Here is a 16,775-nt window from a genome sequence, read left to right as displayed (position 1 = left end):
GCGTTGAGTGAGTGGGGCAAGTGCGTGCGGGCCTAAAGGAAGCGGTTGTATCCCGGCCGGAGTGCCTGGGGCAGATCAATAAATACAACGGGAGAGAACCATGATCAGTGCAGCTGTGCCCCACCAAGAGGATCGTCTGAACCCGCAAGCCCCCGTGACGGCCATATCGCCTCATCACGTCACCGGCGGCAAACCTGCACTGCCGACCTTCAGCGTTAACCCCAATAAAAAGAAGGTGCTGTTTGTCACGTCCGAGCTGGCTGATCTGGTCAAGACGGGCGGGTTGGGCGATGTTTCTGCCGCTCTGCCCCGTGCCATGCGCCACCTGCACGATGTTCGGGTGCTGATTCCGGGCTATCCGCAAGTGCTGAACAGCGACAACCCGATCCATATTATTGGGGAGCTGGGCGGGCATGCCGCCTTGCCCGCGTGCAAAATCGGGCGCATGGACTTAAAAGACGGGTTGGTGATTTATGTGCTCATCTGCCCGGAACTTTATGAGCGCGAAGGCACACCTTACGGCGCTAACAACGGGCGCGACTGGCCAGACAATCACATCCGCTTTGCACGGCTGGGGCTGGCCGCAGCCGACATTGCGGCCAATTTGGCGCAAATTCATTGGCAGCCCGATCTGGTTCACGCTCACGACTGGCCCGCCGGGTTGGCCCCGGCCTATATGCACTGGCGCGGCCAACGCACACCCACCTTGTTCACCATTCACAACTTGGCTTATCAAGGCGTGGTCAGTTTGGCGTGCTGCCCCGAGCTGGGGATTCCGCCTCACGCCTTGCAACAAGAAGGCATGGAGTTTTACGGCAAATTATCGTTCCTCAAAGCCGGCATGGCCTACTCCAGCCATATCACTACCGTCAGCGCCACCTACGCGCAAGAAATCACCACCCCGGCGTTTGGCTGCGGCCTTGATGGTTTTCTTGCCAGCAAAACCCAACAAGGGCTGCTCAGCGGCATCCCTAATGGCATTGATGAAAGTTGGGAAGCTGCCACCGACCCGCATCTGGTCGCGCCGTTCAGCATCGGCAACTGGAAAGGCAAAGCGCTCAATACTGCGCATGTGCGCACTCTGTTTGGCCTTAAACCCTCCAAAGGCCCGCTATTTGCGGTGGTTTCGCGGCTGGTCTACCAAAAAGGTCTGGACCTGACCGAGGGCGTCGCGGCTTTTATCGTGGCTTCAGGTGGCCAAATAGCCATTATTGGACGCGGTGAACCAGAAGAAGAACAAGCCATGCGCGAGCTGGCGCTGCGGTTTCCGGGCCAGATTGGGGTTCGTATCGGCTTCAATGAAACCGATGCACGACGCATGTTCGCGGGCAGCGACTTTTTGCTGATGCCCTCACGCTATGAACCCTGCGGTTTGAGCCAAATGTATGCCCAGCGCTTTGGCTCCTTGCCTGTGGCGCGCAATACCGGCGGGTTGGCCGACACCATTGAAAACGGCCTGACCGGCTTTTTGTTTGATGAGTCCACAGTTGCCAGCTACGAAGGGGCGTTACGCCGGGCCTTCAAGGTGTTCACTTACCCGCGCCTGCTTAATGCCATGCGTTGCCGGGCAATGGCCGCGCCCTTCAATTGGTGCAAAGCCGTTGAACCTTACGCTGAACTGTATGAACAACTCGTAGCCAAATCACTGACAAGAGCGGGTAAACCCTAAACATATGTTGCATCGCAAACCTGTTGAAACTGGAGAGTGCCTATGAGTGAAGCGCAATTAGAAATACTCGCCAGTCGTGCAGGGCTCGCTGTGGATTGGGTCGATGCCAACGGCCAGCCGCAGCGGGTCAAGGCGCAAGTGCTGGAAGCTGTTTTGGCGGGGTTAGGGCTACCTGCCCATAGCGCCGAAGCGATTGAAACCAGCCTGTTGAACTTGCAATTGGAACAACAAAACAAGCGTCTGCCGCCCTTATTAACGGCCGATGCGGGCAGAGGCCTGGATTTGGCACGTTACTTTCAGGCCCATAGCCAATGCGTCGTTCACCTTGAAACCGGTGGCACGCTAGACATTCAACTGGACGCTGATGCAGTGCTGCCAGGCATGATCCCCATTGGTTATCATCGCGCCCAGATTGAAGAGCAACACTTCACGCTGGCCGTCGCCCCCGCGCAGTGTTTCAGCATTGCGGATGCTGCGCACACCGCGACGCCGCGCATTTGGGGGCTCAGCACGCAGGTGTACGCGCTCAAACGCAAAGGCGATGGCGGATTTGGCGATACTCAGGCCCTACAAACGTTCGCTCAAGCGGCCGGAGAACGGGGCGCCGACGCCCTTGCCATCAGCCCGTTGCATGCCATGTTCAGTAGCGACCCTCATCGCTACAGCCCGTATTCCCCCTCCAGCCGTCTGTTTCTCAACAGTTTGTACGCAGCTCCAGCCAGCGTGTTGGGCGAGATGGCTGTTCAACAAGCGATTGACGCCTGCGGCCTCAGAGATGAACTGCATCGTTTGGAGCAACTGCCGCTGATTGACTGGCCTGGCGCAACACTGGCCAAGCAAACCTTGATGCGCAGGCTCTACGAAGACTTCATGCAGGGCGAGCAGCCCTTGCGCACCGACTTTGAGATGTTTCGCGATCAAGGGGGCGAAGCCCTTGAAAACCATTGCCGCTTTGAGGCCTTGCAAGCCCATCGTGCCCACGAGCAACTCAGCATTGATTGGCGCCTGTGGCCCGAACAATGGCGCGATCCCAACAGCCCTGCATTAGTGGTGTTTGCTGAAGAACACAGCCACACCATCGGTTACTACGCCTTTTGTCAGTGGTTGATCGCTCGCTGCCTGGCCCAGACACATAAAGCCGCGCGTGATGGCGGGATGACCATCGGCTTGATCGCTGACCTTGCGGTGGGTGCCGATGGCGGCGGCAGTCAGGCTTGGTGTCGACAGGATGAGCTGCTGGCGCAACTGACCGTCGGGGCGCCGCCCGACCTGCTCAATCGGGTGGGCCAAGGGTGGGGCGTTTCGGCGTTTTCGCCTGATGGTCTCAAACGTAACGGTTTTCGCGCATTCATCGAGATGTTAAGGGCCAACTTTGCTCACGCCGGTGGCTTGCGCATTGATCATGTGATGGGCTTGCAGCGTTTGTGGGTGATCCCTTTGGGGGCAACGCCCGCTGAAGGTGCATATTTGTATTACCCGGTCGAAGACATGGTGCGCCTGTTGACCCTGGAGTCAGTGCGCCACAAAGCCATCGTGCTCGGCGAAGATCTGGGCACCGTGCCCGAAGGGCTGCGTGAACGCCTGATCGAACGTTCAATTCTGGGCATGCGTGTGCTGCTGTTCGAACACGATTACGGCGCGCACTTTCGGCCCATTCTGGATTGGCCCGACAACGCGTTGGCCACTACCAGCACCCATGATTTACCCACACTCAGTGGCTGGTGGCACGCACGGGACATTGACTGGAACGCCCGGCTAGGACTGATTGACCCAGTCAGTGAGGCGCACTGGCGAGAAAACCGTCTGCGTGAGCGCGAAGGGTTACACCGCGCACTCAGTCAAGACCCGCAAAACTTTCAGGAAGAATCCACTGGCAATGGCCAAGTGCTCAACGCCAGCGTGCGTTTTCTGGGCCATACCCGAGCGCCACTGGTGTTGCTGCCCATCGAAGACGCCTTGGGTGTAGAGGAGCAAGCCAACGTGCCCGGCACGGTCAGCGGCCATCCAAACTGGTGTCGACGCCTGCCCGGCGATGGCGCAAACCTGCTCGACAGCCCTGATGTTGCGCGGCGACTGGAGTTACTGGCCTGCGCACGCCTGCAAGCACAGCAACGCGATGGCTGAGCATGACCGTTCGACCGATATCACCCCACATTAAAGGGATTTTCTGACACCCACGCAGTCACTAAAAGGAAGACGTAAAAGGGTAAGTGACGCTCTGAACCCTTTCTCGGCAAAAACAGGTATCACTCACTGAGTTCAGGAGCTTTGCCATGAATAAAGACGATCAACGCATTCGTGAATTTGCTTACCAAATCTGGGAGTCCGAGGGGCAACCAGAGGGTCAGCAAGAACGCCATTGGGACATGGCCCACAAACTGGCTCAGGCCCAGGCATTGGCCCCCTCCAACCCCGAGCCGCGTAAAACCAAGGCCAAGGGTGTATCAGGGGCTGCGCCCAAGGCGTCTGAAAAACCGGCAGCCGCCAAAAAGCCTCGAGCCGCTCGCAAGCCCGCCGCCCCTTAACGCTTGCCTGCAAAGCGCCCAGAGCAATCTGCGCCCTTAATCGTGAATCAAAGCGCCCAACAGGCCCCTAAAGCCTGACGGACAAGGCTTGCCCAAAGAAACTGGAGCTACCATGACCCAACGCACGACGGCTGCCCCCGCAACCCCAGACGTTGAACCTTCGCGTATCCGTGAAGGGCTGCCCTTCCCTTTGGGCGCAACGTGGGATGGACTGGGCGTGAACTTTGCGTTGTTTTCCGCCAACGCCAGCAAAGTCGAACTGTGCTTGTTTGATGACAGCGGCGAAGTTGAACTCGAACGCATTGAGTTGCCCGAATACACCGACGAGACCTATCACGGCTATTTGCCAGATGCCCATCCCGGGCAAGTGTACGGATACCGCGTGTACGGGCCTTATGACCCTAAAAACGGTCACCGTTTCAACCACAACAAGCTGTTGATCGACCCCTACGCTAAACAATTGGTAGGCGAGCTGAAATGGTCTGAAGCCCTGTTTGGCTACACCATTGGCCACCCTGACGCCGACCTCAGCTTTGACGAGCGTGACAGCGCGCCCTTTGTGCCCAAATGTAAAGTGATAGACCCAGCCCATACGTGGGGTCATGACCACCGGCTGATCGTGCCTTGGGAGCGTACGATTTTTTACGAAACCCACGTGCGCGGTATCAGCATGCGCCATCCCGGCGTGCCCGAAGCCGTGCGCGGGACCTTTGCCGGCCTGATGAACGCTGAAGTCATCGATCACATCCGCAAACTCGGGGTGTCTAGCGTCGAACTGTTGCCTGTGCATGCCTTCGTCAACGACCAGCACCTGTTGCAAAAAGGCATGACCAACTACTGGGGTTACAACAGCATCGCTTTTTTTGCCCCCGACCCTCGCTATCTGGCCAGCGGCAAGATAGCCGAGTTCAAGGAAATGGTCGCGCACCTGCACGACGCCGGGCTGGAAGTGATTTTGGACGTGGTCTACAACCACACCGCTGAAGGCAACGAACAAGGCCCCACCCTGTCCATGCGTGGCATCGATAACGCCACGTATTACCGCCTGATGCCCGAGGACAAGCGCTATTACATCAACGACTCAGGCACCGGCAACACGCTGGACTTAAGCCACTCCTGTGTATTGCAGATGGTCACGGACTCCCTGCGTTACTGGGCTCATGAGATGCACGTCGACGGCTTCCGGTTTGACCTGGCAACCATCCTTGGCCGTTATGCCGATGGTTATAACGAGCGGCACAGCTTTTTGGTTGCCTGCCGCCAAGACCCGCTGCTGCGCCAGGTCAAAATGATCGCTGAGCCTTGGGACTGTGGCCCCGGCGGCTATCAGGTCGGGGGGTTTCCACCGGGCTGGGCCGAATGGAACGACCGCTTTCGCGACACCGCACGGGCGTTCTGGAAAGGCGATGACGGACAGGTCGCCGATTTTGCCAAACGCATGACCGCCTCAGGCGACCTGTTTAACCAGCGCGGACGCAGGCCCTACACCTCGGTCAATTTCATTACCGCCCATGACGGGTTTACCCTGCGCGATCTGGTGTCTTACAACGACAAGCACAACGAAGCCAACGACGAAAACAATCAGGATGGCAGCAACAACAACCTGTCATGGAACCACGGCGTCGAAGGCCCCACCAACGACCCGGATATCAACGCCCTGCGCCTGCGCCAAATGCGCAATTTATTTGCCACCCTGCTGCTGGCCCAAGGCACGCCGATGATTGTTGCGGGTGATGAATTTGCACGCACCCAACACGGCAACAACAACGCCTACTGCCAAGACAGCGAGATCGGCTGGATCAATTGGGAACTGGATGAAGACGGCAAATCATTGCTCAAGTTCGTCAAACGCCTGATCAAACTGCGCATGAGCTACCCAATTCTGCGTCGCGGGCGGTTCTTGGTCGGCCACTACAACGAGCAGTTGGGGGTCAAGGACGTCACCTGGCTGGCACCCGATGCCAGTGAAATGAGCATTGAGCAATGGGAAGACGCCCAAGGCCGTTGTCTGGGCATGCTGCTTGATGGTCGGGCGCAGGTTTCTGGGGTTCAGCGCGCAGGAGCTGACAGCACGTTGCTGATCGTGGCCAACGCGCAACATGACGAGGTCAACTTCAGCCTGCCTGAAGTGCCCGAAGGCAAAGGTTGGGTCTGCAAGCTGGACACCTTTGATCCGGCGATCAAGGACTCACCACCACAACCCTTTGGCAGCCTTTATCGCATCAACGGCCGCTCACTGGTGCTGTTTGAACTGGAGCGCGAACCTGCCTCTTGAAGTCCGATGCAGCGCCCCTATGTCAACGCCAAGCCTAGGGGCGACTACCTTGATCAAACCTGATCGTCATCAATGGGGATCAGGTCAATACGCTCTATAAAAAGACATGAACGCCCAGGGCTAGCCAGAGTCCAACCCTCGCGAGTCCATAGCACAGGAGTGATCATGACCTTCAACATTGGCGACAACTCAGCAGCGGCATTGGCTGACATCTCAGTGCCGCCGGTGCATCAAATCAAGGTGCTGACGGTCAACACCCACAAGGGGTTCACCCCGTTTAACCGGCGTTTTATCCTGCCAGAACTGCGTGAAGCCGTGCGCAGCACCTCGGCTGATCTGGTGTTTTTACAAGAAGTACTCGGCGAACACGAAAAACACGCATCGCGCTTCGAAGATTGGCCGCAGACCTCGCAATATGAGTTTTTGGCTGACAGCATGTGGAGCGACTTTGCCTATGGACGCAATGCGGTCTACCCCAATGGTCACCACGGCAATGCACTGTTGTCCAAGTACCCGATCAAGTCGTATCGCAACCTCGATATCTCAATTACCGGCCCCGAGCGCCGCGGGTTGCTGCATTGCGTGCTGGACGTGCCCGGCCACGCGCAAGTTCACGCCATTTGCGTACACCTGAGCTTGCTCGAAAGTCATCGCCAGCTACAAATCGTGCTGCTGAACCAGTTGCTCAAATCATTGCCACCAAGCGATCCGGTGATTATTGCGGGCGATTTTAACGACTGGAAGTTACAGGGCAATGCGGCGCTTGCCCAACGCGACGACCTGCACGAAGTGTTCGAGCGCCACCACGGCAAGCTGGCCAAAACTTATCCGGCGCGCTGGCCGCTGTTACGTCTTGACCGCATTTACCTGCGCAACGCCACAGGCCATAACCCCACTATTCTGGATAACAAACCCTGGACGCACTTGTCAGACCACTTGCCGCTGGCGGTAGAGGTGCGCCTGTAGGCGCGAGCGTGCTCGCGCCTACAGTTGCCCTATTGAACGGCATGACGCTTACCCCTCTTGCGGCCGCAATATAAGCACCGCCAACGGCGGTAAATTCAATGCCAACGACACTGTTTGCCCGTGACTGGCAACCTCGTCAGTCAGCACTGCGCCGCCGTTACCATAGTTGGAGCCCGCGTAGATCCCGGCGTCGCTATTAATCACCTCTTGCCACGCACCAGCAAACGGCACGCCGATGCGGTAGGCCTCGCGGGGCACCGGGGTAAAGTTGGCGACCACCAACACCGGTTTACCGGCCTTGCTCCAGCGCAGCCACGCGTAAACGCTGTTGGTGGCATCGTCACCAATCAACCACTGAAACCCCTGCGGCACATCGTCTTGCTCGTGCAGCGCCGGTTCTTCGCGATACAAATGGTTCAAGTCAGCCACTAGCTTTTGCACCCCACGGTGTTCAGGGTATTGCAGCAAGTACCAGTCCAGTTGCTGATCGTGGTTCCACTCGCGCCACTGGCCAAACTCACAGCCCATAAACAGCAGTTTCTTGCCAGGGTGAGCCCACATAAAACTCAAATAGGCACGCAAGTTGGCGAACTTTTGCCAGCGATCACCAGGCATTTTGTCGATCAGTGAGTGTTTGCCATGCACCACCTCGTCGTGGGAGATCGGCAAGATAAAGCGCTCATTCCACGCGTACACGAGGCCAAAACTCAGCTCGTTGTGATGATGAGCCCGGTACACCGGGTCTTGTTGAATGTAATGCAGCGAGTCGTGCATCCAGCCCATATTCCATTTGTAAGAAAACCCCAACCCCCCCTGCTCGGTGCTTTGGCTTACACCCGGCCAAGCGGTTGACTCTTCGGCAATCATCAACGCACCCGGCACTTCCTGAGCGATCACGTCGTTGAGGTGGCGGATGAAATCAATCGCTTCAAGGTTTTCTCGGCCACCATGACGGTTAGGCACCCACTCGCCCGGCTTGCGTGAGTAGTCGCGATACAGCATCGAGGCCACTGCATCCACCCGCAGGCCATCAATGTGAAAGTGTTTGAGCCAGTGCAACGCCGAGGCCAGCATAAAGCCGTGAACCTCGGTACGGCCCAAGTTGTAAATCAGCGTGTTCCAATCTTTGTGAAAACCTTCAAGCGGATTGGCATATTCATACAGTGCCGTGCCGTCAAACTGCGCCAAACCGTGGGTATCGTTGGGGAAATGCGCTGGCACCCAATCCAGAATCACTCCAATCCCGGCCAAGTGGCAGGCATTGACGAAAGCGGCGAAATCTTCTCGCGACCCAAAACGGGCAGTAGGCGCAAACTGCGACAACGGCTGATACCCCCACGACCCTCCAAATGGGTGCTCCATAATTGGCATCAACTCGATATGAGTGAAGCCCAGCTGTTGCACATAAGGGATCAGTCGCTCGGCCAGCTCATGCCAGTTGTATTGGCGCGACACCTCGCCTGCGTCATCAACCTCGCACTGCCATGACCCTACATGCAGTTCGTAGATAGACAGTGGCGCATCGTGACGTTGACGCTCGGCGCGCTGCTGCATCCACTGTGCGTCTTGCCAGTCAACATTGAGCGGTGCCGCCACGCGGGAGGCGGTGTCGGGAGGGAGTTGAGTGGCCAACGCCACGGGATCGGCCTTGAGCGGCAAAATGCCTTCAGCACCGAGAATTTCATACTTGTACGCCTCGCCTGCCTGTAGACGTGGGATAAACAATTCCCACACCCCACTCGGATGGCGCAGACGCATAGGGTGGCGTCTTCCGTCCCAGACGTTGAAGTCACCGACCACCGAAACCCGCCGGGCATTAGGCGCCCAAACGGCGAAACGCACCCCCGGGACACCCTCAACGCTCGTGACTTGAGCGCCCAGGCAACTGCTTAAATCGCGATGATTGCCTTCGGCAAACAAATACAAATCCATCTCGCCCAGCAGCGGGCCAAAGCTGTACGGGTCTTCAATGATTTGCTCACCCTGCGCCCAATCAATGCGTAGCGCGTAAGCCTGCGGTTGAGCGAACTGCCCCACGAACAAACCCGGCACGTCGGTACTGCTCAATGGCCCTAGTTCATGGCCCGTGTCACGCGCCAAAACCGTCACACCCAGCGCCTGTGGCACAAACACACGAATAACTTGGCCGCCCTGCCCATCCGCATGCGGCCCCAACACCGAAAACGGGTCGTGATGCTGTGCGTTGATCAAGGCTTCGATATCTGTATTTTCAGGCAATAACGCTACAGGGCCTTTGGCAAAATCCTTGCTCGAACTCATGAAAACTCCCCATCCGGTAAAGGTCCCGCCGCGTTTGGCCTGATCAAGCCTAGCTGCTGTATGGCGTTACGTATCAATCAAAAACGTTCAAATGTGCGCACATCAAAACTTAAGCTGATATTCATGACAGGCACACTGTTTGGGAGCCAGCCACCTTGGCAAAAGTTCATACATTTTTGCCCGCCCTCCGCTGGTCGCCAAAGGTGAGTCGAGTGGGCATTGGGGCGGTCAACGTTATGTAGTCTTTTTCTATGCAGCAATGAGGCCATGTCCATGAATATCCCCATTCCCGCCGAAACGCCTGATCCCAATATTGATGACCCAAGCTTGCCACCGCTCGATCCAGACCCCATTCCCGAGCAAGAGCCACCGGGTGCAGATCCTGATCCGATTGGCGACCCGCCCACTGAACACCCCCCCATCAAGATCCGAGGCAAACGCTTATGAGCATGCAAATCAACGATGATCAAACATGCACATTCACCACCGAACAGCACCAAGCGCATGGCCCCGTGGCCTCAGTGCGAATTACCACCAACGCACAAACGCACATGTCGCAGGCTGAACTCAATGGCCAACAATTTTGGATCACAGAAGAAAACGTCAATGCACTGCTGGCTTATGGTGCAACGGACGATAGAAACAATCTGTATGAAACTACTGCTGGTTCGCCCATTTGATTGACCCGGATCACAGTTCGCCTTGAGCACCTGGGTTAGGCGCGCTCAAGGCAAGCTGTGCGGGGTCTTGCACAGGGTGCAGCAAGTTGTCGCAGGGGCTTCAAAAACTCATCTGATCCGCTTTTTAATCAATTGACTGAGTCTGTTATGCAAACAGTTCGCTCGGCATAGTGCCCAGGCCTGATGGAGGCTGATGAGCGAAAGACCATGAGCGAACGAATTCCCGTCCAGATACTTGAATCATTTGAGGCTTCTCGACCTAGAGCCGCAAAACCTAAAAACAAGTCCAGCGACAACCTGATCCACACCCGCAGTTTCACTGGCCTGTTCCGCACACTTCGATTAGCGGGCGCAGGCTTCCTGTTTTTGTTGTTCTTCGGCACGGTTTGGCTGAACTGGGACGGCCGTCAGGCAGTTCTTTGGGACTTGTCCGAAAGTAAGTTCCATATCTTCGGAGCAACCTTCTGGCCACAGGATTTCATCCTGTTGTCAGCTTTGTTGATCATTGCAGCCTTTGGCCTTTTTGCGATCACCGTGTTCGCAGGCCGCGTGTGGTGTGGCTACACCTGCCCACAAAGCACGTGGACATGGCTATTTATGTGGTGTGAAAAGGTTACCGAAGGTGATCGAAACCAGCGCATAAAGCTGCAAGCCGCCCCGTGGCGCTTGAACAAAATTGTGCGTCGCACTGCAAAACACACGCTGTGGCTGGCCATTAGCGTGATAACTGCTCTGACCTTTGTGGGTTACTTCACACCCATTCGGCCACTGGCCACCGAATTGCTGACCCTGGAAATGGCCGGTGTCAGTTTGTTTTGGGTGCTGTTTTTCACCGGGGCGACCTACATCAATGCCGGCTGGCTACGTGAGGCGGTGTGCATGCACATGTGCCCATATGCACGTTTTCAGAGCGTTATGTTCGATAAAGACACCCTCGCGATCTCCTACGATGTGGCACGCGGTGAAACCCGTGGCCCGCGCAAACGAGGCGTAGACCCGGCACAGGCAGGTTTGGGTGATTGCATCGACTGCCATATGTGCGTGCAAGTGTGCCCGACCGGCATCGACATTCGCGACGGCTTACAAATGGAGTGCATTGGGTGTGCTGCTTGCATCGACGCCTGTGACTCTGTCATGGACAAAATGGGCTATGCCCGCGGGCTGGTTCGTTACACCTCCGAGCACGAGCTACAAGGCGGCAAGACACACCTGTTGCGTCCGCGCCTGATTGGTTACGCCGTGGTGCTAGTGGTGATGATTGGCGCCTTGGTGTTTGCCCTTAACCAACGTTCGATGGTGTCGTTGGACGTCATCAAGGACCGGGGCTTGTTCCGCGAAAATAGCCAGGGCCAGATCGAGAACATCTACAGCCTCAAAATCATCAACAAAACCCAGGAGCCACAGCACTATCGCGTCTCGTTGCAAGACAGTGACGGCTTCCAGTTACAAGGCAAAACAGAGCTGACCCTGGCCCCCGGCGAAATTACCGATGTGCCGGTGTCTGTCGCCTTGCTCGCCGACCGCCCAAGCAGCAGCTCACAAACCATCAAGTTTGTGGTGACGGACACCGACAATCCGTCTGTCAGCAGCGTCGCGAAAAGCCGTTTTGTTGCACCGCTCAATCGTTAAGCCACAAAAAACTGTAGGAGCGAGCTTGCTCGCGATAGCATCTGTGCGGGGCGTGTGAAGAAGCCCGCGCCACCTGCATCGCGAGCAAGCTCGCTCCTACAGGGTGAGGGGCACTTGTATGACATCTTTTGAATAACGCCGGACCGAGCCCTATCCCCATGAAACGCTATGAAAAATTCGCCGACGATATTGCTGAACTGATTCGCTCCGGGGTGCTCGGCCCTGGCCAGCGTGTACCGTCTGTGCGTTATGCCAGCCAGACCTATGGGGTAAGCCCCTCAACGGTGTTCCAGGCCTATTACCTGCTTGAGCGCCGAGGCCTGATCCGGGCCAAGCCGCGCTCGGGCTACTTCGTCAACGCCCACACACCGAGCCCGTTTTGCGAGCCGGTGTTCAGCAGCCATGTGACCGAATCCACCGAGGTCGATGTCAGCGCGCTGGTGTTTTCAGTTCTCGACTCAATCAAAGACCCGCACACCGTGCCCTTCGGCTCAGCCTTCCCCAGCCCTATGTTGTTTCCGTTGCAACGTCTGGCCCGCTCAATGGCCACCGCCAGCCGCGAAATGGACCCGCGCATGGTGGTCACCGATATGTCGCCGGGTAACCCACAACTGCGTCGGCAAATCGCCCTGCGGTACATGGTCGGTGGGCTGATGCTGCCAATGGAAGAGCTGCTGATCACCAACGGAGCGCTGGAAGCCCTGAACCTGTGCCTGCAAGCAGTGACCGAGCCGGGCGACTTGGTGGCGATTGAAGCACCGGCGTTTTACGCCTGCCTGCAAGTGCTGGAGCGGTTAAAGCTCAAAGCGGTTGAAATCCCTGTTCATCCACGTGACGGCATTGATTTGGGGGTGTTAGCGCAAACCCTGGAACGTCACCCGATCAAAGCCGTGTGGTGCATGACCAGCTTTCAAAACCCCATTGGCGCCACCATGCCCGAAACCAAGAAACAAGCCTTGGTTGAACTGTTGCGCAGTCATCAAGTGCCCTTGATTGAAGACGACGTGTACGCCGAACTGTATTACGGTCAGCACGCACCAAAACCCGCCAAGGCGTTCGACACCGAAGGTTTGGTGATGCATTGCGGCTCGTTTGCCAAAAGTCTCGCGCCGGGCTATCGGATTGGCTGGGTTGCCGCAGGCCGCTACGCGCAGAAAATCGAGCGCCTCAAACTGATGACTTCGTTGTGCGCCTCAATGCCTGCCCAAGCGGCCATTGCCGACTACCTGCAACATGGCGGCTACGATCGTCATTTGCGCAAGCTGCGTTATGCGCTGGAAGAACAGCAGAGTGCGATGCTGGCGGCCATCGCCCGTTACTTCCCGACGCAAACGCGCGTCAGCCAACCTTCAGGCGGGTATTTTTTGTGGCTCGAACTGCCGGAACAAATGGACTCACTCAAGCTGTTTCAAATGGCGCTGGCCCAAGGCATCAGCATCGCACCGGGGCCGATTTTTTCAGCGACCCAACGGTTTAGAAACTGCATCCGCTTGAACTACGGCAGCCCGTGGAACGAGGACAGCGAAAAAGCCATGGAAACCCTCGGTAAGATTGTCCGCTCGTTTTAGTCCCTGCCGCCCTGCGCACTCGGCGCTGACACGCCAATGCAGGGCTTTTGGCCGCAGCCTTGCGAGCAACGTTGACCCCGTCCTTTAACCAGTACGCGCATGCTTTAGCGCGTACCCCATGATTTAAAGAGGCTCCAGATAAATGCCTGCCAGCTCCATGTTTCGAATTTCTGCGTAATCCGACTCGATTTGAGCAAGGTCAGGGTGAACGAGATAAACCGTTCCTGGCTGGCTGAATACATCTTTAGTCATACCGATTTTCTGGCCATCTTCTACGTAAAAAACCGCCTCAAAAAAAGAGTTCAGCTTGGTCAGTTCGGCGAGGAATGCTCTTTTTCTGAAAACGCCTTCTACCGCGCTAATGAGGGACACATTGTAAGTCTGCTTAAACAGCGAGTAGTCCCTACCGGACGTTAATAAGCGTTCAAACTCAAGGGGGCGAGTAATCGACAACACAAACGCATCAATCTGGCCCAGTTGAGTCGTCTGAGCAGACACACTTGACCTGAGGATCCCATCTGTTCGTGCTGCTATCTCTACCAGCTTAGGGCCTGTAGCTGTGTACATGACCTCTGCATGACTCGGGCCGTTTTTAATGCCCAAACTTTTAACCACCCGACGGGTGTAAGCGACCAACTCGTCATACACAGGCGCTGTGGCATCAAGTAACTGATCAATGTCATAGACAACGTTGCCTGTTTCCAGGGTGCGCTTTGTATACCTGACCACTTCTGTTACCCATTGCCGCCCTCTTAAAGAAACCATATTGACCACATATTCAGTACCGGCCAAATACTCCTGAATCAATACATCTTCATTTTCGATATTCAGCTTGTTGCGCGTCCCCAATAGAGAATTAAATGCACGCTCACAAGCAGTAATGTCTTGGCAAATATGAACACCGTCAGCCCCTGCGCTTTCGAGCGGCTTTATAACTACCGGGTATTTATTGTGTGCCTCAATCCACTTTTTGCCCTCGCACCATGTACCGGCTGTACACTGTCTCGCCGCGAGTAGCCCGTCGTCAGCAACACGCTTGATCATTTCATATTTATTTCTTCGCGCATGGGTCAGAGAAAAATCATTAACATAATCCAGCGATAACACATCATTTAACTGATCCGCCAACAACACACCGCTCTCTGCACCGGCAATGATAATATCCGGCTCAAACCGGCGAACTTGCTCAAGCGTAGAGGCCCATTCAAGGTGAACAATAGTGCAATCATAAATATTCACATCGAACCCCCTGTAATAATACTCATCAAGGGTACTTCGGGAGGCCACGTGCAGTAATGAGCACCCCTCAATAAATAATTTTCTGGCTACTTCCTTACCGGATGAAAACCCGTCCACTACGACTACCTTCTTCATTTCAAGGCCCGTCCTGTATTCTGCGCATTAAAGGCCGCCAGTAACGCCAGCAGCACTACAATAATTAGAACAGCCACAACACTCTCTACAGACACCGTCACACGTGCATCCAAGTATTGCAAAAGCAAGGTAAACACCGGCAGCATCAACAACACGAAAGAGACATTCAAGGCACTAAGATGAAGAATGGTTTTTTGAATTAGAAATACCGGAACGATATGCCCCACAACAACTAATACAGCCATCGGCAACACCCACTCAGTCGCCAATCTAAGTGAAGTCCCGCTCAACAAAATAAATAAACTTGCCACTGCAATGATCAGCACATTCCTGACCGCCAAAATTTCGTAGGCCTTCCATCGAGCCCTATAAAGCCTCTTGGAGCAGAACGTATAAAATACCGTCCCTAACGCGCAGACCACCACGCTGATGATGCCCACTATTCTTTGTTCAAACGACGACGAAACACCGCTTACACCAAGGAATGACTGGAAGAGCATAACCCCAACGGACAACAATACCAGACATGCAATAACAGCCTCGACCCTGCGCACCTTACTGTCGGTTTTAATAAAAATCGCCACGACTAGCGTTAATGCAGGACCACAGGCAACAGATGCAACACCTACCACCGCCGGTTCCAAGTAGCGAAGCGCATAAAAAAGCCCGCCCCAGTTAAGTAGTACCGAGACATTGCTCAACACAACCCAAACACTGTCTTGTCGAACCTTAAGAGCAAGCGAATATCTGTTCTTCCAAATACCATAACCCAGAAACATTAGCGCAGACGAAACAAAGCAGTAAAAAATAACCACCCACGGGTTTAGCACCTGCGTTACAAAACCAACATACACATCAAACGCAGCACTTATAAAACAAAATAACAACCCCAGAAAAACGCCCATATTTTTTAGAGGCATACGCACAACCTTATTAGTATTGCAGGACAATCCTGATAAAACACTCGAAGACCTACAAAACCTACATTCGCCCATGCATTACCGCAAACGAAATATCAAAGAATATTCCCACATCACCTTACAAAAATAACTTTCAGACCCACCCAACCTACTGTTTTAGAGGAACATTCAAATGCAAAAACATCACTGATACACCGCCTACCGAAACAGATAGAAATAAATTCAACTTTATAAAAATACTAACAACCCCTATCTATCGACAGAACCTCACAGCTCGCAAGACCCAATAGAATCTTGAGTTAGTTTATATTCGAAAAAGCGATAATAAGAGAGAAACCAATAGCAAGCTCAAGCCTTAGAACATTTCAAGGCTTTGTGTACTGATGCCGCGATTACTCGACCTGTCACTTATGACAGGTTTCAAACGGCTGAGATGGGTTTATAACGTCACTCACGCCATAGAAAAAACCTACAGGAACTTCACACCTACGGCGTGATTGATGCCCAACAGGAACCTTATTTGGCCAACGCTGCTCTATGGGAGTGCCAAGTTATGCCTCAAATTCAATCTACAACTCGCAAAACACCCTCTCGTCGGATATCTCAATCCGCAGAACAAAACACTACAGGTGACGACCCCATCAAGCTGACGCCCAAAGAACAAGAGGTACTTGCTTGGGGAGCCTTGGGCAAGACATCGTGGGAGATTGCTACCATCATGAAGTGCACAGAGTCAGGCATTAATTTTCACTTCACCAATATTCGAATCAAATTCGGTGTCAACACACGTACAGCAGCACTGATTAAAGCCACCCTTCTGGGTTTGGTCAGGCCGCAGTAGGTTTTTCCAACACCCCTTCTCCCGGCTAGACCTGGCTTGAGTGAGCGC

Annotated in this window: 13 protein-coding genes; 10 read left to right on the top strand and 3 right to left on the bottom strand. The window is 55.0% G+C overall.

Features of this window, described 5'->3' with window-relative positions; translation table 11 throughout:
* Positions 1-100: 100 nt before the first annotated feature.
* From glgA to ACZRJQ_RS01790, 5 genes are all read left to right on the top strand, one after another.
* Complete coding sequence (gene glgA / locus ACZRJQ_RS01810) at positions 101-1,669, top strand: glycogen synthase GlgA (RefSeq protein ID WP_463976697.1); 1,569 nt, start codon at positions 101-103, stop codon at positions 1,667-1,669.
* Positions 1,670-1,711: 42 nt separating this feature from the next.
* Positions 1,712-3,793 (top strand): 4-alpha-glucanotransferase, encoded by a 2,082-nt coding sequence (malQ, locus tag ACZRJQ_RS01805; RefSeq protein WP_463976696.1) that lies wholly within the window; start codon positions 1,712-1,714, stop codon positions 3,791-3,793.
* A 149-nt stretch (positions 3,794-3,942) separates the two neighbouring features.
* Positions 3,943-4,194 (top strand): DUF2934 domain-containing protein, encoded by a 252-nt coding sequence (locus ACZRJQ_RS01800; RefSeq protein ID WP_463976695.1) that lies wholly within the window; start codon positions 3,943-3,945, stop codon positions 4,192-4,194.
* A gap of 112 nt (positions 4,195-4,306) precedes the next feature.
* The gene (gene glgX / locus ACZRJQ_RS01795) at positions 4,307-6,469 is read left to right on the top strand and encodes a glycogen debranching protein GlgX (RefSeq protein ID WP_463976694.1); all 2,163 of its coding nucleotides are present in this window, start codon (positions 4,307-4,309) and stop codon (positions 6,467-6,469) included.
* Between the two features lie 165 nt (positions 6,470-6,634).
* Positions 6,635-7,435, top strand: a complete 801-nt coding sequence (locus ACZRJQ_RS01790; protein WP_463976693.1) for an endonuclease/exonuclease/phosphatase family protein — start codon at positions 6,635-6,637, stop codon at positions 7,433-7,435.
* Between the two features lie 48 nt (positions 7,436-7,483).
* Here the strand turns inward: ACZRJQ_RS01790 and glgB are convergent, their stop codons facing one another.
* On the bottom strand, positions 7,484-9,715 hold the full coding sequence (glgB, locus tag ACZRJQ_RS01785; RefSeq protein WP_463976692.1) for a 1,4-alpha-glucan branching protein GlgB: 2,232 nt from the start codon (positions 9,713-9,715) through the stop codon (positions 7,484-7,486).
* A 273-nt stretch (positions 9,716-9,988) separates the two neighbouring features.
* Here glgB and ACZRJQ_RS01780 point away from each other — a divergent pair, with 273 nt between their 5' ends.
* The 4 genes from ACZRJQ_RS01780 (at position 9,989) to mapR (ending at position 13,592) form a co-directional block, all read left to right on the top strand.
* Complete coding sequence (locus ACZRJQ_RS01780) at positions 9,989-10,162, top strand: hypothetical protein (RefSeq protein WP_463976691.1); 174 nt, start codon at positions 9,989-9,991, stop codon at positions 10,160-10,162.
* A complete protein-coding gene (locus ACZRJQ_RS01775; protein WP_463976690.1) occupies positions 10,159-10,395 on the top strand; it encodes a DUF3203 family protein in 237 nt (78 codons plus the stop codon). Before ACZRJQ_RS01780 ends, ACZRJQ_RS01775 begins: the two co-directional genes overlap by 4 nt.
* Before the next feature lie 207 nt (positions 10,396-10,602).
* Positions 10,603-12,024 (top strand): cytochrome c oxidase accessory protein CcoG, encoded by a 1,422-nt coding sequence (ccoG, locus tag ACZRJQ_RS01770; RefSeq protein WP_463976689.1) that lies wholly within the window; start codon positions 10,603-10,605, stop codon positions 12,022-12,024.
* A gap of 158 nt (positions 12,025-12,182) precedes the next feature.
* Entirely contained in the window at positions 12,183-13,592 is a 1,410-nt protein-coding gene (gene mapR, locus ACZRJQ_RS01765) for a GntR family transcriptional regulator MpaR (RefSeq protein WP_463976688.1), read from the top strand.
* A gap of 123 nt (positions 13,593-13,715) precedes the next feature.
* Here the strand turns inward: mapR and ACZRJQ_RS01760 are convergent, their stop codons facing one another.
* Together ACZRJQ_RS01760 and ACZRJQ_RS01755 are read right to left on the bottom strand one after the other, a co-directional pair.
* Positions 13,716-14,966, bottom strand: a complete 1,251-nt coding sequence (locus tag ACZRJQ_RS01760) for an ATP-grasp domain-containing protein (RefSeq protein ID WP_463976687.1) — start codon at positions 14,964-14,966, stop codon at positions 13,716-13,718.
* Positions 14,963-15,886: a DMT family transporter gene (locus ACZRJQ_RS01755; protein WP_463976686.1), complete on the bottom strand. Its 924-nt coding sequence runs from the start codon at positions 15,884-15,886 to the stop codon at positions 14,963-14,965. Before ACZRJQ_RS01755 ends, ACZRJQ_RS01760 begins: the two co-directional genes overlap by 4 nt.
* A 553-nt stretch (positions 15,887-16,439) precedes the next feature.
* On the opposite strand from ACZRJQ_RS01755, the gene ACZRJQ_RS01750 reads away from it, so the two are divergent.
* A complete protein-coding gene (locus ACZRJQ_RS01750; protein ID WP_463976685.1) occupies positions 16,440-16,727 on the top strand; it encodes a helix-turn-helix transcriptional regulator in 288 nt (95 codons plus the stop codon).
* The last annotated feature ends 48 nt before the right edge of the window (positions 16,728-16,775 follow it).

The organism is Pseudomonas sp. E315 (assembly GCF_055406205.1).
This window is presented reverse-complemented; position numbering and strand designations above follow the sequence as displayed.